This is a genomic window from Paenibacillus campi, from assembly GCF_034659835.1.
Classification (GTDB): Bacteria; Bacillota; Bacilli; order Paenibacillales; family Paenibacillaceae; genus Saccharibacillus; species Saccharibacillus campi.
Genome location: NZ_JAXSQZ010000009.1, coordinates 116,501 through 140,313 on the forward strand (window position 1 = coordinate 116,501; position 23,813 = coordinate 140,313).

General features: G+C 48.2%; 21 protein-coding genes and 1 CRISPR repeat array. Of the genes, 10 read left to right on the forward strand and 11 right to left on the reverse strand.

Annotation, left to right across the window (positions count from 1 at the left end; translation table 11 throughout):
- The first annotated feature begins 743 nt into the window (after positions 1-743).
- A CRISPR array of direct repeats spans positions 744-1,375; the repeat unit is 32 nt; unit sequence CTTTCAATCCACACCCTCGCACGGAGAGTAAC.
- Between the two features lie 505 nt (positions 1,376-1,880).
- Positions 1,881-2,219, reverse strand: coding sequence for an MTH1187 family thiamine-binding protein (locus tag U1I11_RS18565; protein WP_322907625.1), 339 nt, complete (start codon positions 2,217-2,219; stop codon positions 1,881-1,883).
- 702 nt (positions 2,220-2,921) lie between these two features.
- On the opposite strand from U1I11_RS18565, the gene U1I11_RS18570 reads away from it, so the two are divergent.
- From U1I11_RS18570 to U1I11_RS18580, 3 genes are all read left to right on the forward strand, one after another.
- Positions 2,922-4,979, forward strand: a complete 2,058-nt coding sequence (locus tag U1I11_RS18570) for an anaerobic ribonucleoside triphosphate reductase (RefSeq protein WP_322907626.1) — start codon at positions 2,922-2,924, stop codon at positions 4,977-4,979.
- A 480-nt stretch (positions 4,980-5,459) separates the two neighbouring features.
- Complete coding sequence (nrdG, locus tag U1I11_RS18575) at positions 5,460-5,966, forward strand: anaerobic ribonucleoside-triphosphate reductase activating protein (RefSeq protein WP_322907693.1); 507 nt, start codon at positions 5,460-5,462, stop codon at positions 5,964-5,966.
- A gap of 479 nt (positions 5,967-6,445) precedes the next feature.
- Entirely contained in the window at positions 6,446-7,273 is an 828-nt protein-coding gene (locus tag U1I11_RS18580; protein ID WP_322907627.1) for a TerC family protein, read from the forward strand.
- A 231-nt stretch (positions 7,274-7,504) separates the two neighbouring features.
- Here the strand turns inward: U1I11_RS18580 and U1I11_RS18585 are convergent, their stop codons facing one another.
- The 3 genes from U1I11_RS18585 to U1I11_RS18595 all read right to left on the reverse strand — a co-directional run bounded on the left by U1I11_RS18585 (position 7,505) and on the right by U1I11_RS18595 (position 10,680).
- Positions 7,505-9,211 carry an NAD(P)H-hydrate dehydratase gene (locus U1I11_RS18585; RefSeq protein WP_322907628.1) on the reverse strand — a complete coding sequence of 569 codons (1,707 nt, stop codon included), beginning with the start codon at positions 9,209-9,211 and terminating at the stop codon, positions 7,505-7,507.
- Between the two features lie 305 nt (positions 9,212-9,516).
- Positions 9,517-10,149 (reverse strand): NAD(P)-dependent oxidoreductase, encoded by a 633-nt coding sequence (locus U1I11_RS18590; protein ID WP_322907629.1) that lies wholly within the window; start codon positions 10,147-10,149, stop codon positions 9,517-9,519.
- Positions 10,150-10,227: 78 nt separating this feature from the next.
- Positions 10,228-10,680 (reverse strand): Rrf2 family transcriptional regulator, encoded by a 453-nt coding sequence (locus tag U1I11_RS18595; RefSeq protein ID WP_322907630.1) that lies wholly within the window; start codon positions 10,678-10,680, stop codon positions 10,228-10,230.
- A 452-nt stretch (positions 10,681-11,132) separates the two neighbouring features.
- Between U1I11_RS18595 and U1I11_RS18600 the strand changes: the two genes are divergently transcribed.
- Together U1I11_RS18600 and U1I11_RS18605 are read left to right on the forward strand one after the other, a co-directional pair.
- On the forward strand, positions 11,133-11,480 hold the full coding sequence (locus U1I11_RS18600; RefSeq protein WP_322907631.1) for a hypothetical protein: 348 nt from the start codon (positions 11,133-11,135) through the stop codon (positions 11,478-11,480).
- Positions 11,481-11,638: 158 nt separating this feature from the next.
- Positions 11,639-12,481, forward strand: coding sequence for a hypothetical protein (locus U1I11_RS18605; RefSeq protein WP_322907632.1), 843 nt, complete (start codon positions 11,639-11,641; stop codon positions 12,479-12,481).
- 551 nt (positions 12,482-13,032) lie between these two features.
- Here the strand turns inward: U1I11_RS18605 and U1I11_RS18610 are convergent.
- The 4 genes from U1I11_RS18610 to U1I11_RS18625 all read right to left on the reverse strand — a co-directional run bounded on the left by U1I11_RS18610 (position 13,033) and on the right by U1I11_RS18625 (position 17,437).
- Entirely contained in the window at positions 13,033-14,103 is a 1,071-nt protein-coding gene (locus tag U1I11_RS18610) for a lactonase family protein (protein WP_322907633.1), read from the reverse strand.
- 261 nt (positions 14,104-14,364) lie between these two features.
- A complete protein-coding gene (locus U1I11_RS18615) occupies positions 14,365-15,465 on the reverse strand; it encodes an AbrB family transcriptional regulator (RefSeq protein WP_322907634.1) in 1,101 nt (366 codons plus the stop codon).
- Complete coding sequence (locus tag U1I11_RS18620; RefSeq protein ID WP_322907635.1) at positions 15,462-16,187, reverse strand: MBL fold metallo-hydrolase; 726 nt, start codon at positions 16,185-16,187, stop codon at positions 15,462-15,464. The genes U1I11_RS18615 and U1I11_RS18620 overlap by 4 nt, the downstream gene beginning before the upstream one ends.
- A gap of 176 nt (positions 16,188-16,363) precedes the next feature.
- On the reverse strand, positions 16,364-17,437 hold the full coding sequence (locus U1I11_RS18625; protein ID WP_322907636.1) for a GGDEF domain-containing protein: 1,074 nt from the start codon (positions 17,435-17,437) through the stop codon (positions 16,364-16,366).
- A gap of 533 nt (positions 17,438-17,970) precedes the next feature.
- Between U1I11_RS18625 and U1I11_RS18630 the strand changes: the two genes are divergently transcribed.
- On the forward strand, positions 17,971-18,342 hold the full coding sequence (locus U1I11_RS18630; RefSeq protein WP_322907637.1) for a type II toxin-antitoxin system HicB family antitoxin: 372 nt from the start codon (positions 17,971-17,973) through the stop codon (positions 18,340-18,342).
- A 185-nt stretch (positions 18,343-18,527) separates the two neighbouring features.
- Here the strand turns inward: U1I11_RS18630 and U1I11_RS18635 are convergent, their stop codons facing one another.
- A complete protein-coding gene (locus U1I11_RS18635) occupies positions 18,528-19,157 on the reverse strand; it encodes a nitroreductase family protein (protein ID WP_322907638.1) in 630 nt (209 codons plus the stop codon).
- Between the two features lie 252 nt (positions 19,158-19,409).
- The gene (locus U1I11_RS18640; RefSeq protein WP_322907639.1) at positions 19,410-20,618 is read right to left on the reverse strand and encodes an amidase; all 1,209 of its coding nucleotides are present in this window, start codon (positions 20,616-20,618) and stop codon (positions 19,410-19,412) included.
- 329 nt (positions 20,619-20,947) lie between these two features.
- On the opposite strand from U1I11_RS18640, the gene U1I11_RS18645 reads away from it, so the two are divergent.
- Genes U1I11_RS18645 through U1I11_RS18655 form a run of 3 tightly spaced genes read left to right on the forward strand, consistent with a single transcriptional unit; the run spans position 20,948 to position 22,626 of the window.
- Positions 20,948-21,433: a chromate efflux transcriptional regulator ChrS gene (locus U1I11_RS18645; protein ID WP_322907640.1), complete on the forward strand. Its 486-nt coding sequence runs from the start codon at positions 20,948-20,950 to the stop codon at positions 21,431-21,433.
- A complete protein-coding gene (locus tag U1I11_RS18650) occupies positions 21,434-22,069 on the forward strand; it encodes a chromate efflux transporter ChrB (RefSeq protein ID WP_322907641.1) in 636 nt (211 codons plus the stop codon).
- Positions 22,069-22,626, forward strand: coding sequence for a chromate efflux transporter ChrA (locus U1I11_RS18655; protein ID WP_322907642.1), 558 nt, complete (start codon positions 22,069-22,071; stop codon positions 22,624-22,626). Before U1I11_RS18650 ends, U1I11_RS18655 begins: the two co-directional genes overlap by 1 nt.
- Before the next feature lie 117 nt (positions 22,627-22,743).
- Here U1I11_RS18655 and U1I11_RS18660 read toward each other — a convergent pair whose 3' ends face one another.
- Positions 22,744-23,187, reverse strand: a complete 444-nt coding sequence (locus U1I11_RS18660) for an Lrp/AsnC family transcriptional regulator (protein WP_322907643.1) — start codon at positions 23,185-23,187, stop codon at positions 22,744-22,746.
- Between the two features lie 431 nt (positions 23,188-23,618).
- Here U1I11_RS18660 and U1I11_RS18665 point away from each other — a divergent pair, with 431 nt between their 5' ends.
- Entirely contained in the window at positions 23,619-23,750 is a 132-nt protein-coding gene (locus U1I11_RS18665) for a hypothetical protein (protein WP_322907644.1), read from the forward strand.
- Positions 23,751-23,813 lie beyond the last annotated feature (63 nt).

Consider the following 23,813-nt stretch of genomic DNA (forward strand, 5'->3'; position numbering starts at 1 on the left):
CGTTCGCTTTTTTGTTCTGTCTATTGTAAAATTTGACTTCCGAATCGATATGCGCTATGATAAAAGATGTTATTTTTAACCCTCGGTTTTATCCTTCGCAATTTTCCGGATGCTGCCGGAATCATTTCAAATTTCCTTTTTTCCTAAACTCACTGAAATTTGACGATCTGATTCACACTGGCGCGGTCATCGGAGCCGCAAGGACAAAAGAGAGGTAGGGCTTTTGTTGTTTTGGATTCACCTTGTATGCTGACATCTCTTATTCCATGTACGGTTATGCGCATACATTACAAGCAAGCGAACCAAAACCGTCCTCGTCCACATTGCTTTTTCACCGCACACACGAGGTTACGGGTTAATAAATAGCTGCAGCAGGCAGCCATATGAAACCGGAGAGCGGGTCTACGCAGCCCAACTCTACGCACGCTGGTCGATCCCAGCGCTCGAACCGGCATAACGCCCACGTTCGACTTGAACCGGTCTTGTTCACGTATAACAGACGCACATGAAGCATTTCACATATGGCTCGTAAGCTGCATGATTGGCTTATGACATGAAACGATAAACATAAGACGCAACAAACTAAAGAGCCTCGGCTGTGCTCACCTGAATGGTGAACATGACCGAGGCTCGTCCAATGTTATGGGGTTTGGGACTTATTAAAACGAACACTTCCTCTTTCAATCCACACCCTTGCAAAGAGAACGATACTTTAGATCGCGTTAATATTCTGCAAGCGATCGCTTTCAATCTACCCTCTCGCACGGAGAGTAACGCGAACATTGCGTCGCACACGTCTCCAAGAAAACTTTCAATCCACACCCTCGCACGGAGAGTGACTAAAAACTCATGATACAGTGCTAAATCATTTAGAACTTTCAATCCACACCCTCGCACGGAGAGTAACATGGATCGTATTGCGGCGCGTACGTACCCGATGACCTTTCAATCCACACCCTCGCACGGAGAGTAACTATACACTGTTTTATTGCTGTAAAATTCAAATCATCTTTCAATCCACACCCTCGCACGGAGAGTAACAAACCCAAACACAACCCCCTAAGCGTACAGCCACACTTTCAATCCACACCCTCGCACGGAGAGTAACAAACCCAAACACAACCCCCTAAGCGTACAGCCACACTTTCAATCCACACCCTCGCACGGAGAGTAACGCAGGAAGACGTGTGGGATTTCGTACGAGACTACCTTTCAATCCACACCCTCGCACGGAGAGTAACGTGTACTGGATCAGCGCCAAGTAGCTCTTAAGCAATCTTTCAATCCACACCCTCGCACGGAGAGTAACCCATACTGTGCAGAGTAATATTTTTGGAGCATAGCTTTCAATCCACACCCTCGCACGGAGAGTAACCGCGGGGCTTCTCCCCCCTTATGTAGCAACGGCTCAAACTACCCAAATCGCGAACCCCTCTTTTACCCTACCGAAAATCGCACCAAACTACAACCAAAAACCTCGCAGCCCTTACACAGCAAGCAGCGCGAACCTCCCAGGGATTTCATGTGCGCTTGCGGTTCGCGCTTTTGGACAAAAAAAGGAACCCTATCATTCGCAGTTGATAGGGTTCAAGGTATAGTAATTCAAAAGGGGTTATTACAGACATTATAGCCTGCTCATCTTAAAATTACCTGATAACAACCTTAAAGAAACATTAATTTTATATTTTTAGGTATCTTCCATTATAATATTTGCCCAAAAAGAGAACGTTACGGTCGCAGTCCGTAACGTTCCATTTGTTTATATATTCAAAAAGGGGTATGACATAACTATAACCGGGTTATCTTAAAAGTTTATGAACCTGACCTAAAAATGTTATTAATTTTCCCGTTTGTGTTGTAAACTTGCCTGCGAATTTCCACTATTGCGGCTTTACCGATGTGTTTGCGCCGATGCCATCCGCCAGCTTTTGCCGTACCGAATCCAGTTTGTATTGCGCCGATGTTGGGTGATCGCGGCGATCGTCGATTTTGACGGCGGTGGATACACGTCCTGCTCCTGCCTGAAAGGGGCTTTCGTGCAGCGCATGAATCGCCCGCATCACATCAGCGATGTCGCCTTCAATAATCGTACTCATCGGTGTCAGCTGTACTGTAATACCGTGCTGAACATCCAATACACGCTGCATATCCGCCACATACTCACTCAAACTCGTACTACCTGTGCCGATTGGAATGACCGTTACTTCTGCAATTGCCATTTTACATTCCTCCTTTGCTTTGATTGTATTCTACCCCTGTTTTACCCAATTTCCAATATAGTGCCAGCTGACCCGGCTGCTTCTTTTAACATCAGCGGTAGCGATCTTGAATGTCAATCATATCGATTTCGCGTTAAATGTCAATATATTGTGTCATATACTCATTCGAACACCTATATGTAGGATATATACATACATTTGCTTTATTACACGCTGCAAGCTGCAACAGCTTCGGGTAAAATGTTGACGCTGCTATCCTATTTATGTCGCCTTAAATAAACAATTGAAGCGGCTGCAAATTTTAAAATAGTAGCTTGACCGTTTTAAATATAAAGTTTGATGTTGCACAGGTTCCCGCTATTCATCAGGACAGGCAGTAGAATTAAAACCAATATTGAAAACAGTCAAGCTATTAGTAGGCTGTCTCAAATGAAAATTTTGTTTAACGTACTTAAATCGATTCAGTACCAAGCAATGGTTGGATCGACAAACTGTAAATGTACTTGAGACAACCTACTAGTGATGATCAAAGTAACGGTAAATGGTATGCTTCACGTTAGCTTGGGAGCCGCCTGCATTTATTTATCAATCCGTTTGCTACGTTTGACATGAGCTAACCCTAATGACTAAAAAATTACAGACAACAAAATAACGTATTCCCTTACCCAATCCTCCGCTCACACACAGAAAGGAATGATTGCCATGACAGTTCGACCCTTTGAACTGGACATAACCAATACTGTAACCGGGCAGCAAACAGAACAAGCTAGCGCTCACTCCCCCACTCATCCACTGGTGGAGCTAGGGCGGCATATTATTTACGGGCAGCATGAATCAGCACGTGAAAATGCTAATCTGAACGGTAACAGTTTTTCCGGCAAAATGAGTCGACTTGGCAGCGAATATTCCAAATGGTATAGCGAGCAGCATCTGTTGCCGACCGCAATTGCAGCAGCAGTGCAAGCCAATCGGCTGTACATACACGATCTGGATCATTATGCACTTGGTACGACCAACTGTATTTTTATTCCGTTTGAGCGATTATTACGTAACGGATACAGCAGCGGTCATGGCAGTTTGCGTACGCCTAATTCGATTATGACGGCGATGGCGCAAGTGGCGATTATTTTCCAATGTCAGCAAAATGCGCAGTTCGGCGGTGTAGCTGCCAACAAGCTCGATTATGATCTTGCCCCGTATGTGACACGCTCGTTCCGTAAACATTTGCGCAAAGGACTGCGCTATGTTGGCGAATGGCAGCACAATACCGCCCATTTACCAGAGCTAGCGCAGGCTGCTGACGAGGCGCTGGAACGCCTATTGGCTAATGCTGAGCTGGGCGATACACACATCGCCACACAATACCCGCTTGCTTATAGTTATGCATTGGAAGAAACGCGCAGCGAGACGTTTCAGGCTGCGGAAAGTTTGATCCACAATCTGAATACGATGTCGAGCCGGGGCGGTGGGCAAATTCCGTTTACGAGCATTAATTACGGTACATGCACTTCGCTGGCTGGCAGGCTAGTAGTGGAAAGTTTGCTAGCAGCTACGGTGCGTGGTCTCGGACATGGGGAGACGCCGATTTTCCCGATTCAAATTTTTAAATGCAAACGTGGTATTAATCAGCAACCGAGCGATCCGAACTATGATCTGTTCGTAAAAGCGATCGATTGCTCATCCAAACGGCTGTACCCGAACTTTGCCAATTTGGATGCACCGCTCAATTTGCAACATCGTGTGCCTGACGATCCTGATACCGAATTTGCTACGATGGGCTGTCGCACACGTGTGATCGCGGATCGATTTGGGCGCAATCATCTGTCCGGCAAAGGCAATTTGTCGTTTAATACGATCAATTTGGTGAAGCTTGGCATCGATTACGGCGTACTGCACGGCAGCGCTGGACAAGCGGATGAGCACGGATTTCGACAGGCGCTGGATGAGTGTATGGAGCTGGCGGCGGAGGCGCTGTTACATCGTTACCGAATTCAAGCTGCCCAGCCTGCCAAAGCGTCCGATTTTATGATGCGAGAAGGGGTATGGGAAGGCGGCGAACAGCTTGCGCCGGATGAGCCGGTCGGGGAACTGCTGAAGCATGGCACATTGTCGATCGGTTTTATCGGGCTAGCGGAATGTATGAAGGCGCTCTACGGCAAACATCACGGTGAGGAGGAGTCGATTCATGCAAAGGCGCTAGCGCTAATCCATCATATGCGACAACGATGCGATCAATTCAGTGAACGATATGATCTTAATTTCTCGCTAATAGCTACGCCAGCGGAAGGGTTGTCCGGCAAATTTGTACGCCGGGATCGCCAGCAATATGGCAGCATTGCAGGTGTAACCGACCGTGCATATTATACGAATTCTTTCCACATTCCGGTCTATTATGAGATGAGTGCGGCGCGCAAAATTCGGCTAGAAGCGCCATTTCACCACTACTGCAATGCCGGGGCAATCTCGTATATCGAGCTGGACGGCAATGCACGCCATAATACGAGCGCAATGATGGCGATCATCTGTTATGCGTTGGCACAGGACATTAGCTATTTTAGTATTAATCATCCGATCGATCGCTGCACAGCATGCGGGTATGAAGGCATGATCGGTTCGCATTGTCCATCCTGTGGCGCTTCCGAGCAGGATGTGCCTATCGCCCGGCTGCGGCGGGTGACAGGCTATTTGACAGGGGATTATCAGACTCGTTTTAATCCTGCCAAACAAGCTGAAGTGCGTGAGCGGCTGAAGCATTTTTAAAGTTGCTGTCGGATGAGGTAGTACATTGGCTGCTTTAAATGTTCGATTTAAATCCGCTGTATACTGATTGATAGCGTGAATCTAGGCAACAGCAAACTATATCGAAAGCAGTTAGAGTAATAGCTGACCGAGCTAAATGTGGAATTTAATGTGATATCGCCTAAACACGTGCATGGTGTGCTAAAGGTATATATGCATATGATGGAGTCGAGCAGACAGCATATTTAGGCTGTCTCAAATAGAAATTGTGTTTGAACGTACGTTAACCTATTGATCATCAAGCAATGGTTAGATCGACAAACTGTACATGTACTTAAGAAAAGCTACTAGGTGGTGTCTTCAAACTGTCCTACGTATCATTTATTGTTCACAAAGGTTAGAAATAAGACCCTGTACAGCTTAGTCTGACGCAAATTACCCGGATCGAACGATCTGTAAAGCAGTTTGAAGACACGCCCTAGTATCGAATGGAGGCACATGATGAATATTTGCGGCTATGTTCCGGAATCGATCAATGAAGGCGACGGGCTGCGTGCGGTTGTATTTATTAGCGGTTGTCATCATCGCTGTCCCGGTTGTTTTAGCCCGCATACATGGTCGTTTCGTGCAGGCGCATCGTTTACGCTGGAACGGCAGCAGGAGCTGATCGCTGAGATGGCAGCCAATCCGCTATTGGACGGGCTGACGATCGCAGGTGGTGATCCTTTTGAGGCGGCAAATGAGGTGGCTGATTTTGCGGGACGTGTACGGGCGCGCTTGCCCTATTTTTCGATTTGGGCGTATACCGGTTATACGTGGGAACAATTATGTGCAGAGCCTAATAAATATTTGAAACTTTTAAACTTATGCGACGTATTGATTGACGGAAGGTTCGTTCAGGAGCTGCGAGATGTAGCGCTTCCGTATCGTGGAAGTTCCAATCAGCGTGTGATCGATGTGCCGTCCAGTCTGACGAAGCAGCAGGTGATCGGCTGGAAATGTGAATAAGCTGATACGCTATTATCGCGCAGCAATTGTAAAATGAATTAAACTTTTCCGTTAATGCAAAATTTTATTGAATAAAATATTGACTTATGCGATTAATTTGCATATGATTTATCTAGCATCATAACAGATGCTTCAACTGCCATAGTCGGTGTTTATATAATACGTAACCATTTGGCAATTTGTCTGCAAGGTGAGCTGTACCGGATCGGTTACAGATCGTTGATCGTAGCACCTAACCTCATAATTCTATTCCTGTTAAAGGGGAGTAGCTGTACAGGCAACGTCGTCATTACGGGTGAATAACCCCGGCTCTGCTTGGCAATGAAAATGAATTTAAACTCATTGTTAGCGAGACCTTTACCACAAATTTGGTGAAGACTCGCTATCTTTTGGAGACCTTTACCTTTGTGGTAAAGGTCTCTTTTATATATATGGCTTCTTTGGAGTCAGTCCTATCACTTTATTTTAGGAGGAATCTTATGGATGCAGCATTATTGTTAGAGTATGGCTGGGTATTGCTCGTACTCATCGCCCTTGAAGGCTTGCTTGCCGCCGATAACGCGCTCGTACTGGCGATTATGGTTAAGCATTTGCCAGAGGAGCAGCGTAAAAAGGCGTTGTTTTACGGTTTGTTCGGAGCATTTGTGTTCCGTTTTGGTTCATTGTTCCTCATTTCGTTCCTCGTGGACGTATGGCAAGTGCAAGCGATCGGTGCACTTTACCTGTTGTACATTTCCATTAATCATATCGTGCGTCATGTGTTTGCTAAGCCGCAGACGGAAGAAGCTGCCGGGGATAAAGGCCCTGCCGCCAATCCGAAAAAGCAGTCCGGCTTCTGGATGACCGTATTTAAAGTCGAAGTTGCCGATATCGCTTTTGCTGTCGATTCCATCCTTGCTGCTGTAGCGCTTGCTGTTGCGCTTCCGGCAAGTGGTTTGCCGCCAATTGGCGGTCTTGATGGCGGTCAGTTTATCGTCATCTTCCTGGGCGGTTTGATCGGATTGATCATTATGCGTTTTGCCGCTTCGTTTTTCGTCAAATTGCTGCAAGAGCGTCCGGGTCTGGAAATTGCCGCTTTTGTCATCGTCGGCTGGGTCGGTGTTAAATTGACCGTCATTACACTTGCTCATCCTTCACTGGCAGTCATTTCGGAACATTTCCCAGAGAACAAGCTTTGGAAGCTCAGCTTCTACATCGTGCTTGTCGGAATCGCGCTTGCTGGTTGGTTCCTGTCCAGCAAACGTGAAGTGCCTGAAGAAGACAATGCTGTCAAAGAAGTGAAGCAGGAGATTAAGGAAGATTTGTAAGTCTATGTTGTAACACGGTTTTGTAACACAGTATAGCAGTCGACTCGTTTTGTTAGTTCGTTACAGGATCGTTTGTTTGCAGCAGATCGATCTGTTACATCGGTTTGAACAGCGTATACTAAAGCGAGTGAGAGCGGATGAGAGCGATTGAAAAAGACTGTCTGGGCATGATGCCAGACAGTCTTTTGGCATGTTGTCGCTATCATTTGACAATGCTGGCATTGCCATTGCTTACAGATGTTCGATCATATCGCCCGCCAGCATCGATGCCGGGTAACCGGAACGTGATCGAGCGGCGACCTCACCTGCATGACCGTGTAGATGAACGCCAAACGCAGCGGCTTGTAAACCGTTTAACCGTTGTGCAAGCAAACCGGCAATAACGCCGGTTAATACGTCGCCAGAGCCTCCGCTTGCCATAGCCGGGTGACCGGTTGTATTGACGAGCACGGTGCCGTCCGGTGCGGCGATGACGGTACGTGCGCCTTTGAGTACTAGAATGATATTATGTTCCATCGCAAACCGCCGTGCCAGCCCTAATCGATCACGCTGCACTTCTTGGGTCGATAGACCGGACAGACGCGCCATCTCACCTGGATGTGGCGTCAAAATCGTCACGGCAGCACGTTTCCCCCAAGACGCAAGACCGTTCGCTTCTGCCAAAATATTCAAACCATCCGCATCGATAACAAGCGGCTGCTCCAATTGCTCCCATAATGTGCGCAACCATTCGCCATCATGCTGGAAGCGACCTAATCCGGGACCGATCGCCACGGCATCGGCTTTGGTCGTCTGCTGCAAAATAGCGTCTGTCGTCGTTGCCGTCCATTGCCCGTCTGCCTGCTCCGCTACCGGTGCCATCATCAGCTCAGGCACATGACCGACCATATGCTTCATTAGCTGTTCTGGCAGCAACCAGGTGACTAGCCCGCTACCGATGCGTAAAGCAGCCCGTGAAGCCATCAATCCGGCACCGCTCATATTCATGCTGCCGCCGACGATCATCACATGACCATACGTTCCTTTATGCCCATCGACCGCACGAGCACGTGTAATATCGATACGCAGTTCTTGCTGCAATACCGAATCGGTAATCAGATAGGCGGACACACCGGCACGCTGGGCGGCGATGCGTGGAATGCCAATCGCGCGCACGATGACTTCACCTGCCGCACTCGCACCCGGATATTGAGTTAAACCTTGTTTCAGAAAAGCAAGGCAGACGGTGCGGCTCGCTTGAATACAGCTTTCCGCCACTTGTCCGGTGTCTGCATTCAGACCGCTCGGAATGTCCGCCGCCACAATCGGCTTGCCCGAAGCGTTGGCAGAGCGAATCATCGCGCCATACGGCTCACGTGGCTCGCCCTTGCTGCCAGTTCCGAGCAACGCATCAATAATGCCGGTATACGGTCTCCAACGCTCAGAAACCGATCGAGCCGTTTGCGATAGCTTCGCGGCAACATCGCCGCTGTTCGGCGCAGACAGCTCCTCTTGCCGCAAAGCAGCAGAACAATCCCATTCGGCATCCCAGACGGCATACTCGATACCGCAACGTTTGGCAGCATCGCGCTGGACGGCGGCATCCCCGCTGCATTGCTCCGGTGGCATCGCATATAACAATGTCACCTTAACGCCCGCATCTTGCAAATAACGGGCGGCAACAAGCCCATCGCCCCCATTATTGCCTTTGCCCACTAGAACGAGCCAGTGTTGTTCCTGCTCTGGCAACACATGCGCATCGCCATAAATGCCACTGCGATGCGTAACCGCTGAACCGGACGGGATATCCGCCACTTCACGCTGCCCATGACACCAGTCGAGCACCTGCTCGGCAATCGCCTTACCTGCTACTTCCATCAGCGACAATGACGGTATGCCTAGCTCCTGTATCGTATAATGATCCAGTTCGCGCATTTGCTGTGCAGTTACGATATGCATACAATACACTCCTTTCTTAAGTCAACTGATCTGCAAAACGGTCTATGCTTTTATTAACCGAAATGAGTGCTGAATCGGCACATCATTTATATTTTCAGACGGTTGCCTGGGCATGCTGGTGAATCTACTGCCCAAACGATCCGTAACACAAAACAAAAGCATCGCCTTATTAGCGATGCTTGTTTATCTATCATTTCATCATAATCGTATAACGGATCGCAAGTACAAGAAGCCGGTCGTACCGATTCATCATGAGGATCAAACTACAAGTATTGCCTATTGAAAGTTTGGATCATTATTTATGATCAATAGGCTACCGTAAATCGATCGCGTACAAACGCAGGCTCCTCCACCTCATCAAACAGAGCAGCAGCATAATCTTCAGCAGAAATACGGCTTGCCCCTTCTTCATCGGTAATCAAACGAGAGGTGCCAATACGGAAATTGCCTGTACGTTTACCCGGTTCAATCCAGCTTGCCGGGCTAACGTATGTCCAGTCCAGATCGGTGTGACGATAAATTTCATACGCATCAGCATGCGCCTGTGCCATCGGACGAATTTCGTCCGGAAATTGCTCTGTATCCATCAGACGCACCCCTGGTTCCACTTCCAGACTGCCTGCGCCGCCTACGATTAGCAGACGGCGAATGCCGGCATTGCGTACGCCTTCGCTAATGCAGCGTGCCGCTTCTGCCAGCTCGTCTTCTTGACCAAGCTGCGGGCCATAAGCGCTAATGACGACATCATGCCCAGACACGGCAGCTTCTACGCTTGCCGGGTCGAGTACGTTCACACGCATCAGATGCAGCTTTTCGTTGGAGTTATCAAATTTGGACAGGTCACGTCCGGCTGCCGTAATCTCAAATTTGCGGCGTAGCCCTTCCTGTACGAGGCGCTGCCCGATCATGCCGCTCGCGCCGATAATAATAATTTTCATCTGTATTCATCCTTTCGGTCATGACAGCTTCGCTGTGCCGGTTTCTGTGTTTTAATACCCGGTACAGTCGCCCCTGATTCAGCCTTGCTGGTGAATCGCCTGGCGAATTTGTTCCAATTGTTGCAAATCGGTCGTCACCTGTTGCAGCGTAATTTGTTCCAGCTCGCTTTCCATCGCACGCTGCGCACGGGCAAATACCTGCTCTAGCTCCTGCTGAATATTGCGCCCAATGTCACAGTTTGGATTCGGATTTTCGTGAATTGCAAACAGATCGTCACGGCTATCATTTTGCACCGCCCGATACACGTCCAGCAGTGTGATCTCACTTGCACAGCGCGTTAATTGCGCGCCAGCTACACCCGGCTGTGTACGTAAAATTCCCGCTTTAGTTAGCAGGCTGATCATACGACGAATGACGACCGGATTCGTATTTACACTGCCGGCGATCAACTCTGAGGTGATCCGCCCTTCGGTACTGTCCAGCAGCGATAATGTATGAATCGCCACCGCAAAACGGCTATTGTATGCCATGCGAATCCCTCCTTTTCAACCTTTTTATTGTCCAGAAAGCAAACGTATTCCCGCTATATAGTATCTGTCCTAATGACAATTACAAATGACGTCAGTCCATACTTAAGTATACCAATAATTCACCTAAAACGAACCCCTTCGTATCTGAATTTTATGTATGACTACACAACAAACGCAGTAAAATAATTCAGCAAAGTAATCGGTAAGGAAAATGATCCGTAACGGCGCAAACGTCTATTTTTCGTTTAATAATACATTAGAGCATGTATGCATATCGCTATGCCACTGCATTTACATAGGGGGACGGAATTGGCAGCCTATTCAAACAAATTGCCATACCTGAACGCCGTATGTGCAATGGACGTGCATGCACGCTATAGCATCCTGTTGCTGCTCATCCAAGTTACGAAAGCTACGAATAAAAAACGACACTAAACGAAGGAGGCAAAAACATGCAAAACGACAATACACTTGCTGTGCTCAAATGGCTTACATTTGCGCTGGAGGCGCTGATGGCGATTCCGCTGATCGGGGGAACGTTTGTGATCAGCTATGGATATGTGCCGCTATTTGTAGCATTTGTGCTGCATCTGATTGCGCTTGTGCTAGCTGTACGTGCGCGGCGCTCACCATTTGGTAATGCGCTTGGCATCGTCACATCAGCGATCGCCTGGATTCCGCTCATCGGTTGGGTGATGCATACGATCACCGCACTCGTACTGCTGGTGGAATCGATTGCGGTCACCGGACGACGCTATGATCGCAATTATAATGATCGTTATGACCGCTACAATCGTTAACAGGCGCTAATAGAAGTTTGCGCAGTGCTTGAATCGTTGGCAACGTTGTGTAATAGTGATATCATCGTGCACAGTTTGTCATAAACGAGCGCTGAAAGGCATCGTTTGGGCAGATGTGCGTGTATACTACAAAATTTCATCGTAAAGGAGTGAAGCGGGTGGAAGCTCTGCAATCAACCCTTTTTCAGCAGAGCCCGGCTGTGCTCATCGGGGCATTGATCACTGCGCTAGCGTTACTAGCGAGCGTATACGGCTTTTCCGCCGCTCAGCGCAGGCTAGCAGAGCGGGAACGCATGCGCCGTATTGAGATCAGTCTGGACTACTGGACACGGGCAGCGGGGCATTTGTATCCGCTCGTTACACCAGACACTACAGCGTCCTATGTAGCGCAACCGCCAGGTGCTGCTCTGCCGTTGCTGGCGGAGCGGATACTTGCTTGCAAAGCAGCTCCTTATGCCGATCGGGAGCTGATCGAGCGCATCGACCAGTACTTGGATGAGCGCAGTCGACAATCGATGTTGCTGTTGTATCGTACACTGCAATTGCAAATTAGCCGTCTGACCCGGGAGCGTCACAATTTGCTAGCACGCGGTGAACAGCCGCAGTGGGGCATGTTGTTTGGCTTGACACTGCGGCCGCTATTGCCTGTTCTCGTCTTGCTGTTGGAAGGCGCACTGCTGCTATACAGTCTGTACGATCTACATAATGCCTATACAGCAGGGCCACCTATTCCATTTTTCGCCATCGTACGTTTTATCTCGTGTACAGGTTCATTGTTGCTGTTGTACGGTGTGCTCAGTGCCGCATTTCGTGAAAGCGGGCGTCGTGCTTCATTTGTGATCATAGCATTGCTGATTGCTGCGCTTAGTTTGCTGCACCTGATTGGATGGACGGCGGCACCGTATATTTTGCTCGTGCAAGTGCTGATGTTTGTGGTCGGTTACCGTTTTACACGTGAGCCGAAGCGCAAGGAACGTCCGTATGCAGGTGAATACGAATAAAGTTGGCGCGCAGACGTTGTTGTGAATTATAGAGCAGTGTATGTTGTATATCGCTGTTAGATTATGTGTTAGTTGCGTTAACATAGTAACGAGCGATGAATATGTGCCTATTTTGCCTGCATAATCAATTTTGCACAAAAACAGCCGATCCTTCGCCAAAAAGGTGTACCTTCCCATCGCTGCTTTATGATGAGGAAGGTACACCTTTGCTGTTGCGTGTATCATTGCGTTCACTATCGAGGTTAGTAGCTTGATCAGCTTAAATGTATGTGCTGTCTGATCGACTTTAACGTATGCACATGTACCTGCATCACACCATAAACTTCTCTAGGCTAGGCGACCTTAAGCTCCATATTTAGCTCGGTCAGCCTACCAGTAACTTGTCTCAGATACATTCAGGGTATGTCTTTGTATCATCGCTTGATCATGAACGTGTTTAAGTACGTTCGAACATGCCTTAATCTATTCATACTCAAGCGATGATTAGATCGACATACTGTAAAATACTTAAGACAAGCTACTAGCTGCTGCCCACATCGTGAACGTTCCGTTTAGTCCTCAATCTCGAGTCGATCTGCCATCACACATACCGGGCGATCGATCGTCAGTTCATGACCGGTTGCGGTCAGACGACCGGAATCCGGATCGGTGGCAAACTGAACGATATTGTTCGTGTCTTGATTGCTTGCCAGCACATAGCCGCCTGGCAACACTGCCAGATTGCGCGGTGTGCGTCCTTTGACCGGCATCCATTCTACCGTTTCCAACTCACCGGATTGTTCGTCGATCCGGTATTGCACGATGCTGTCATGTCCACGATTGGACGCATACACATATCGTCCGCACAGTGACAGTCGAATATCGCCACCGGTATTTTCGCCTGCAAAATCGTCTGGCAATGTAGAAACTGTACCGAGCGCTTCCAAAATGCCGGTTTCCACATGTCGCATATAAGCGGTCACTGTGCTGTCCAGCTCATTCACTCCATACGCCAGTTGCCCGTTGGGATGAAAGGCGAGATGACGTGGGCCTGCTGCCGCCGCACTAGACGTATGCCCTACCTCCCGTAAACCCCCTGCCTCATCCAAATGATAAGCGGTAATACGATCAGTGCCGAGATCGGATACGTATACCATCTGCCCATCCAGTGACGGTACAATCGAATGCGTGTGCGCATGATCTTGACGCTCGGCATTCGGGCCGCTACCTTCATGTTGCGCATGCCCGCTCATCGGTTCCAGCGTACCATCCGCCCGGATTGGAAAGACGCATACATTCGCTCCGGTATAGTTCGCTGCGAGCAAATAACGACCATCCGGCGTCAACTCCACATAACAGGGCGCACCGCCGCCTGTAGACTGACGTTCTAGCAAATGCAGTTCATGTGTGTTTGCGTCTACCGCATACACAAGCACTTCACCTTCGTCCGTTTCACTTGCCGCATACAGATATGAACTATCCGGCGATAGCGCCAAATAGGACGGATTGTCCACTCCTTTAATGCTTGAAACAAGCTCCAGCTCACCGGTATCCCGATTCATGACCGCCACATAAATGCCGTTTTCCTCCACGCTTGCATACGTACCGATATACAGCCATACTTTGCGATCGATCACTGACATGCTCATTCCCCTCTCCGCTAATACTAAAGTTTGATTACTGTAAACAGTGGAACAGGTATAATATTTTGCTGTGCAAAAATCCTTTTTCATTTCAACTCGTGTTTGGATATTACAGACACGAGAAGCAGTACGATCTTTGCTGCACAAAAATCCTTTCTCATTTCACCTCGTGTTAGAAATTCACTAACACTAGCAACAGAAAAAGCCTGCCCTAGCGCAGGCTTACTCTCTACATTAATACCGAATCAGGGCGATAGTGAATCAGTATTTTGGTGATCGATGTTCAGGTTTATGCTGCCAGCGTCCCAGTATAGTGCGTACGAGCGGAGGCACAATAAGGAAAATGAGCAGTGTACGAAACAACTGATAGCAGCTTACCGTTGCTACATCTGCATTGACTTCATGCGCGATCAGACTCATTTGATCCATACCGCCAGGTGCCATACTTAGCAGTGCTGTTGCCGCAGACAGATCATGCCATTTCATCAAAATAAGCGTCGTACCGCACGCAAACAGCATCAGGATTAGACCGCTGCCCAGCGCTAGCAATACGATACGCAGCTTATGCTGAAGTTGTTCCGGGTGCAGCATCAAACCGACCGAGCTGCCGATTAGTAACTGTGCCACATCTAGCACTGATAGCGGAAGCGCCGGTGCATGCAAACCGACCAGTTGCAATCCACATGTAACGATCATCGGCAGCAGCAAATAAGCGGTCGGGAAATTGATCTTTTTGCCAAACAATGCTGCCGCAGGGCACAGTATGAGAAATGGCACTATGGACGGAAATAATGCGCTCCAACTGCCCGCCGACCGGGTTAGCGGTTCTGTCAGTGCGCTTACTTCAGTCGCAAACAATGGGCTAAAGACGAGCAATGGCACAACGATAACGATCATCATCAGACGGGACACCTGCAAAAAGGTCACAATCGTAATATCAATTCCTTCCTGCTCCTCAGCTAGCACGACAATTTGGCTTAACCCGCCGGGAATGCTAGCGATCAGCATCGTTTGAAAAGGAATACCCGTCCAGCGGGACAGCATATACGCCAGACCACCGCAAAAAAGCAGCAGTAATACCGTCAGTGTAATCATCGACGGTAACTGCTGCCCAATACGAGAGAGCGTCGCCATCGTCAGTGATAAGCCGATGGAATAGCCGACGATCATAATGCCGATGTTTTTGGCGACAGCAGGCCACGATGGGCGTAACCGTCGCAACAAACGTGTTCCGATAAATACCGCAATCATCGGGCCTAGCAGCCACGGAACCGGCAAATGCAGCACATAAAACAGCAGCCCACCGCTCAAGCCGGAGAGGAGCACGACAGCCTGTCCGGGGAGCTGCGAAGATATGGTCACGATCTGCTCACCAGCTCATCTAACCGCTGCTGAAAATCGCCTGTAAAGATGCCGCCATGATAACAAATCACTTTGTCCACAGCCAGCGTGCGCAACTTGTTCAGCGATTGAATAGCTTGCTCGAAATTCGGTGTGAATTGTGGAATCGGTCCGACCAGCTCACCATCTATCACATTCATCGCATCGCCGGCAAACAGCGTTTTGCTGTTAATATGGTATAAACTAATATGCCCTGGTGTGTGACCTGGCGTATGAATGACCTGCATACCACCGGCAAATGGCAACACTTCACCATCGTGTACAACATGATTTACATTTGCTGGCGTCGCTGCCGAAAATACGCGGCGAAATTCATCCGCATCCTCCTGTGACACACTGGACAGCAGCATATTTAAACGCTCAGGTGAACCTTTAACAAATGGGGCAGTGCCATCGATAGCTGCACGATCATGCTCATGGGCATACACTGCAAGCTGCGGCTCCTGCGCCATAAATTGCGGCAATGATCCGATATGATCGATATCCTGATGAGTTAACACGACGCTACGTACCGGATAGCTCGGATGGATCAACGCTTGCAGCGCCTCATAACTGCCCGGAAAGCCGGTATCAAACAAAATCGCCTGCCCTTGCTCATAAATGACAAACGGATGCAGCACGATCGGATTCCCGCCTGCTTCTAGCTTCAATTCCAATACTTCAATCTGTTGCGTAATATTCATGTTTGTCCGAAAACCTGTTCATACAGGCTTCAGTCCACCTCCTGCGCATTGGGGATGATTTCTTCGTATATGTATTATTATGCTTTCCAGGTAGGATTGTCAAAATTGTTAGCACATGTATTGTGTATATACATTCATATAAAACAACCGGATAGTCGCCCACTCCATCTATCCGGCTAATAATAAACGACCCGGTTTCGTCCTTCTCGTTTCGCCCGGTACAATGCTTGATCTGCCTGCTCAAGCAGCAATTGTGCTTCGGTCAACGGATACGTAGATACGCCGATCGATACCGTCACTTGAATGCGCTCTCCGTTAGCAAGCGTAAATTGCTGTTCTTCCACGAGACGACGCAGTTTCTCCGCAGTCTGTGACGCCTGCTCTGCCCCGCATCCGTTCAGCAACACGACAAATTCCTCACCGCCTTTACGAGCACAATGATCGGAAAAGCGCACTGAACGATGCAGCAGTTCGCTAAAACATACGAGCACAGCGTCACCTGCAGAATGCCCGTACGTATCGTTAATCGTTTTAAAATAATCGATATCTAGCATTAATAGCGAAAACGGTTCCTGTGTCTTTTCCGTTTCCATCATTTTCTGCTCAAAAATACTTTCAAATGCGCGCGGATTGTACAGCCCGGTCAGATGATCCCTGCTCGCTTTTTCTTTGAGTAAATACAGAGAACGGTTAGAGCGGCTTAGATGAGTGAGCAGCAAATACGTAAACAAACCGCCGATCGTATACATGATAATGACCATGATCGTTCCGTAAACCTCCGCGATCGGAGACAAAAAATATGCCGCTATACATGGGATGACCATACTGCTTCCGATAATGATACTCCAGCGACCAATCGATTTGCGATGCTGACGATCAAGTAACCATGCGGACAATACGTATGACAGCACAATCATCACACTACCCGCCACGATCGCTACATCATTACTCAGATCAAGCAGCCAAAAACGAGATATCAAAATGAACAACAAGGCAATCAAGCCCGCTGCTCTGCCGCCCATATATACAGCGCTTATAATGGCAAGTGTGCGCAAATCAAGATGAAAACCGTCTTTTGTTGCCTCACCAAACAGCATTAAAACGACCCCAAGACAACCATGCAGCATACCGGATACATACGGATACAGATGACTGTATTGCGGAAAGGAATCTTTGAATTTATTTAACAATAAATTAGTAAAAAATAGAAAAGTTGTTACCATTGTCAGATTGTTAATAAGGTTAATCATACAACCAGCCCTTTCGCCTAAATCGGTTATGATGCCTGGTCTATGCAGAAATCGCCCCACCGCTTCGGCAACCGATAACAGCAGCTTTGAACAATAAATTGATTAAGCTACTATATTATATAATTACGGACAAAATACCTTTGTAATTCATAGGGACTTAGAGCTAAATTCCTAACTTTTACAGCAGTTTAAGCTAAATGGCGATACAAAGACCGGATCGATCGCATCAGGGTGTGTTATTACTAGTAGCTTGTCTCGAATACATTTACAGTTTGTCGATCCAACAATGGCTTGGTGCTAAATCGATTTAGGGACGTTTAAACACAATTTTCATTTGAGACAACCTATTAGTTTTTTGACTTATCTGTTTTGACAACACAGCAAAAAAATTTACTATAGTATCAACAAGCGATACTATGCAAATGAATAATAATCATATGATCGTCCACATCCACAACGAGTAACCGATAAAGGAGCATTGAAATCGGTTAGAAGATTTTTGGCAGAGGCAGGTGTAACTAATAAATAACTTATTGCAGTATAAAGGATATATTGGAAAAGTCGATGTCGATTGGGATGCTGGAATTCTTCACGGAGAAGTACTGTATCTCCGAGACGTTATTACGTTTCAAGGAGAAACACCTACCGAAATTCAACAAGCTTTTCGTAATTGTATCGACGATTATCTCGATTTTTGCCAATCCGAAGGAGAAGAACCGGAAAAGCCTTTTTCGGGTAAATTTCTCGTCCGACTGACTGCTGAACAACATAAACTTGTATCGCTCGCTGCCATGTCTAATGGAAACAGCCTGAACAGTTGGGTCGCAGAACATTTAACTAAAGATGCGGAACAAGAGCTTAATGAAAAAGGCATTCGTACTGCTGAGCTTTTACCAAATGCTTAATTTAAGCTTATGTATTTGCAGGTATACGCCAAAAAACGACTCCCTGTTGGAAGTCGTTTTTTGGCATGTGGGTAGACTTGTACGCTAACTCCATCGTCTATCCAACCGTTGCCATACATACATAGCAACGGCTCACACTCACTATCGTCTATTCATCGCCCTTACATCAGCGATCGCTAGCGGCATCAGAACGAGTTTTTGATCACAGCTTCGCTTAGCGGGAAACGTCCGGAAGCGTACGCAGGCTTGCCTGCTTTACCGACCGTGATCAGCATCACCGGAATGTAGCGCTCGGGTACGTTGAAATGCGCTACAAACGCATTTTTGTCAAAACCGCCCATTGGGCATGTATCATAGCCAAGCGCACGTGCAGCCAGCATCAAATTCATCGCTGCGAGCGATGCATTGGACAGTGCGCCATCGCGTGCTACGCCTGGATGTCCGTAAGCACCATCGATTTGGCTGATTAGTGTATCGCGAATTTCCGGGCTCATCGCACCAGCTTCCACGAGTGCATCATAGACAGGAGCAGCGTTTTTGTTCGCTTCCAAATCGCCCAAAATGGCTACGGTAAACGAGCTGTCCACGACTTGATTTTGATTGTAAGCGATCGGTAGCAGCTCTTGCTTTTTCGCTTCATCGTCGATCACAAGGAATTTCCAATGTTGCAAATTCCAGCCGGATGGAGCCGCATTAGCCGCAGACAAAATCATGTCGACATCCTCTTGTGGGATCACATAACCTTTTTCGTACACTTTTACGGCATGACGGTCTTCGATAACCTGAATCGTTTCCGGTTTGATTGCGTTAGACATGAACAGCACTCCTTTGAAAAATGAATAATTACCTGAATGCAAGCAGCCTGTACAGCAAGCGACAATAGTCGGAAGAAGCGCCGATTATAGCAACTGTGCACAGTTACACAGAGCATCCTTTACGACTTATGAATAGTAATCTTATATACATTCCACTGTGATTATACGATCGCATCAATAGCGTGTCAACTGCGGTTATACTGTTATTTTTTGTATATAGTTAACTGTTATTTTTCCGAAATCAGTATCATCTTAAATCAAACTATGACTATGCAGCGCCGCTTGCACCCATTGCAATAAACGCAAGTCCTGACCGGCACCAGCGATCACCGATAATCCTACCGGTGCACCGTCGATTGTACCTGCTGGAATCGTAATTTGCGGCAAGCCGGACAGACCTGCGATGGAAGAAAGCTGCATCGTTTGGGAGCGGCGCTGTTCATTTGCTGCTCCGTCAATATGCAGTTGCGGCGCTGGGCCAGTCGCTGTCGGCAACATCAACAATCCATTATGACCGAGCAAACCGCGCAAACGCTCACGCACAGTCTGTTTGAGCATAAACGCGTCTGCGTGATCATGACGACGCAATGTGCTTGCCCAGCGAAAGCGTCCATCGATATCTTCGGCAAATACCGGCTGTACCGTTTCGACCCATTGCCCATGCTGCTCCCATATTTCTATCGCTTGCACGGTGCGAAATGCCGTCATCCAGGCGGGCAGCCCTTCCGGTGCGATCGAAACAGACTGCGGTTGCAATGCCGCACCATCCCTTTGCTCCAACAACCGAGCCGCAGCTGCACGCAGCAGCTCCGCCGTCTGTAGCTCGGTTGCAGCCCATGCTTCCTCCGGTATGTATACGTGCTCAAAATCCACTGTCCCAGCATTATGCTCCTGCCCTGCACTAAGCAGTACGCTGCCAATCCGATATAACAGCTCAGCACTATTCGCCATCCAGCCAATCGTATCAAAACCCGGTGCCAGCGGAATTACACCGTTCATATCGATCGCACCGTGAGTTGGACGCATGCCATATATGCCGCAATACGAAGCCGGAATACGCACCGAGCCACCCGTATCGGTGCCAATCGCAAACTCGCGCAGCCCGGCGGCAACGACAACCGCCGAACCGCTTGAGGAACCGCCAGGAATGCGATCCGGTGCAGCCGGATTAACCGGTGTGCCATAGTGCACATTTTGCCCGTTCAAGCTATACATCAGCTCATCCGTCTGTGTCGTGCCGTGCAGCACCGCTCCCGCAGCTAGCAAACGCTGTAACGCCGGTGCTGTCGCGGTTGCAGCAGCATGGGTACGCAGCCAGTCCGGATTGCCTGCACTAGCGGTGTGTCCTTCCAGTTCGAATACATCTTTTACGCCAAAACGCAGCCCGGCAAGCGTTCCGCCTGTTCCCTCACCTGTCATCGTCCATTGCTCATTTACAAATGCATTCCATTTTTGTGTCATTGCGACTCCCCCTCTATTGGTCAGACGGCAGCATCCCGATGCTGCGTTCTTTTATTATCGTAAGCAAATTATTATTTTCTTGTTGAAATCGATTATTAACCATTATATATTTATTCATATTGCAATTAAAAGCATTATTTTGCAGACAAAAAGAAAGTTGTTACGGATTACAAATTATCCCGTAGCATCCATTCAAACCGTACGCAAGTCGGTTCGATCCGCTATGATCGTATACGATACAGCAAGCGTTAGCGGCTTGTTTCCGGTACGTGATCATCATAGCTTGCTCTGCTTGCCTTGCATCCTACCCCAATCAAGGAGTGAATAGCATGCATTCTTCCAAACTTCCCGGCGATATGCAGCCGGTGCATATTGACGATATCGATCGCCGGATTATCGCCATTTTGAATCAAAACGGGCGTATTTCTTACACCGATCTTGCCAAAGATATCGGGCTGTCCCGTGTCGCTGTACAGGCGCGTGTCAATGCATTGATCGAAAACGGTACGATCGAGCGCTTCGCCGCCGTCATCAATCCAGCCAAAATCGGCATTGCAGTATCGGCGTTTTTTAATGTGGAGATCGAACCTAAACATTTGCAAGAAACGGCGGACAAACTTGCCGAAGAACCTGCCGTGACAAGCCTGTATCATATGACCGGGCCGAGCAAGCTGCATATGCACGGGCTGTTTCGTGATAATCAGGAGATGGAGACGTTTTTGAAAGATAAACTATACACAATGCCGGGAATTATGAGTGTCGATTGTCAGGTACTCATCACACGCTACAAAAGCCGGATGGGAATGAGGCTGTAAATGACGAACCAATCTGTAGCTCCACCAGCTGATTCACAGCAACAAACTCCATTTCGTGATGCGACTTATAGCGAGCTATCATGGGCGATGATTCGTACCGGTGTGCTCGGCTATGGTGGCGGGCCGTCGGTGATGCCGCTATTTCGCTATGAGGCGGTAACTCGTTATCGCTGGATTAGCGACGATGAATTCGGCGAAATTTTGGCGCTTGGCAATGCGTTACCAGGCCCGATTGCAACCAAAATGGCGGCTTATCTCGGCTATCGCAGCAAAGGCGTGCCCGGTGCGATCGTCGCTATTTTGGCGCATATTTTACCATCGTCGATCGCGATGATCGTGCTGCTGTCAGCGGTCGCTTTTTTGAGTGAATCGAAAATGATTCAAGGTATGATCGCCGCGGTCGTACCGGTCATTGCCGTTATGCTCGGCGTTATGGCATATGAATTTGGCGACAAAGCGGTCAAAGGGCTAGGGCTTCCGCTTGGGATTGTTCTATTTGTGATCGTACTGCTGCTGTTGCAAGTCGTACACGTGCATGCCGCGATTGTGATCGCGCTGTTCCTATTGTATGGCGCCTTTCATTTCCGCTTGGTGAACTGGCTGCAAAAGCGACGTCATGGTGGAGGTGAAGCATAATGTGGAATGTGGACTGGCTGAACTGGCTGAAGCTGTTATGGGGCTTTTTTCTAGCAAATGTGCTCGGTTATGGTGGGGGGCCTGCCTCGATCCCGCTCATGTATAACGAGATCGTAACCCATTTTCACTGGTTGAATGATACTCAATTTTCCAATGTGTTGGCGCTTGGCAATGCACTGCCCGGCCCGATCGCCACCAAGATTGCGGCATTTGTCGGGTTTGACGTGTCCGGCATTCCGGGTCTGCTAATCGCGCTGGTCGCTACAATCGTGCCATCCGCGGTAGCGATGATCGTGCTGCTGCGCCTGCTGCAAAAATATCGCACCTCTGCGGTCGTCAAAGGGCTTACATTGCTTGTGCAACCGGTCATTGCGGTGATGATGCTCTTGCTGACATGGCAGCTTGGCGAGGAATCGTACAGGTCGATCGGTCTATGGCAAACGCTGGCGATCGCGCTAGTCGCTTTCTGGGCAATGCAAATTCGCAAAATCCATCCTGCTTTTGTCATTATTGCCGCGTTTGCGTACGGTGCGTTTGCGCTGCCTTATTTTATGTAATGAATAGGATTCGGCAGCTCATATTGCCGATGCCCGTGTACACTGCACCCCTGTCCACTGCCATCCGGCTACCGCAGGGGTGATTGTCGTTAGATCGTTCATATGTGCCGTCTAATTTTACAGCTTATTGGCACTTGTCGGCGCGAGCAGCCGATGCTCAATCGGTGTCGACAGGACGATCAATGTCGTATAATCCCCATAATGACTAATCCGGTTTTCAAACGTTTCCAATTCGCGAATGGAGGGCGTAAGCACTTTAAGCAAATAATTGTACTCACCGCTCGTCCGATGACATTCTACAATCTCCGGCGCTTCCCGGCACACTTCCACAAAATTAACCCCGTTATTCGTATGAAAAAGATAATATGCAGACGCCTGATATCCTAATTTTTCCGGTGAAACGACGGCTCGATATTCGCAAATCAAACCGTTATCTTCCAACCTGCGTACCCTTTCTGTCACAGCAGGCTGCGACAAGCCTACTTCTTTGCCCAGATCGGTCATGGAAATACGGGCATGACGTTGTAATTGCAGCAATATTTGCTCATCAACCTGATCCATATGTGTCCTCCTTTAGAAACTTTTTTTATCGTTCGGTCAAAATAAAATGTGCCTAAGCGATATAAACGTCTGGAGGTTGGTCATGCTGATTACGCTGAAACGATATATCACGATTCTCTATTCTAGCAATTGTGTTCTAGCATGTATAGCCAAACGGTGTTATTAACGAGCACGATAACATCATTTACCGCTCGCTAGCTGACTTGTTATATATGATACGCACAAGCAAATGGGTATGTGTCGCTCGTATCATTATATTAACTCCTCTCTATTATTATGCACAAGGCACGTTATCTTATATTTTAAAACAATCGATCGATCTTTATACTGACAATATATTTATACAGTTTATCGTGAATGTAGAGCGGACTTTTATGGTTGCACAAGTGTAGCTAGGCATCATCGACTGGCGACTCATTCGTTACTTTGGCATGAACGGCTCGCTGCCCGCCAGCGCCGGGGTGGTGGCACAATCGCCGGTAGGCACAGGCTGCGAAGTGCGCTTTCGCCAGCTTACACTTGCCGTTCCGCCGCCGGATGACCGTTTTGCTACAATGGAATGAGCTTACATGCGATAAGCTTGGATTGTGACAACCGTCGCCCGCTATGATGCATACGAACAACCC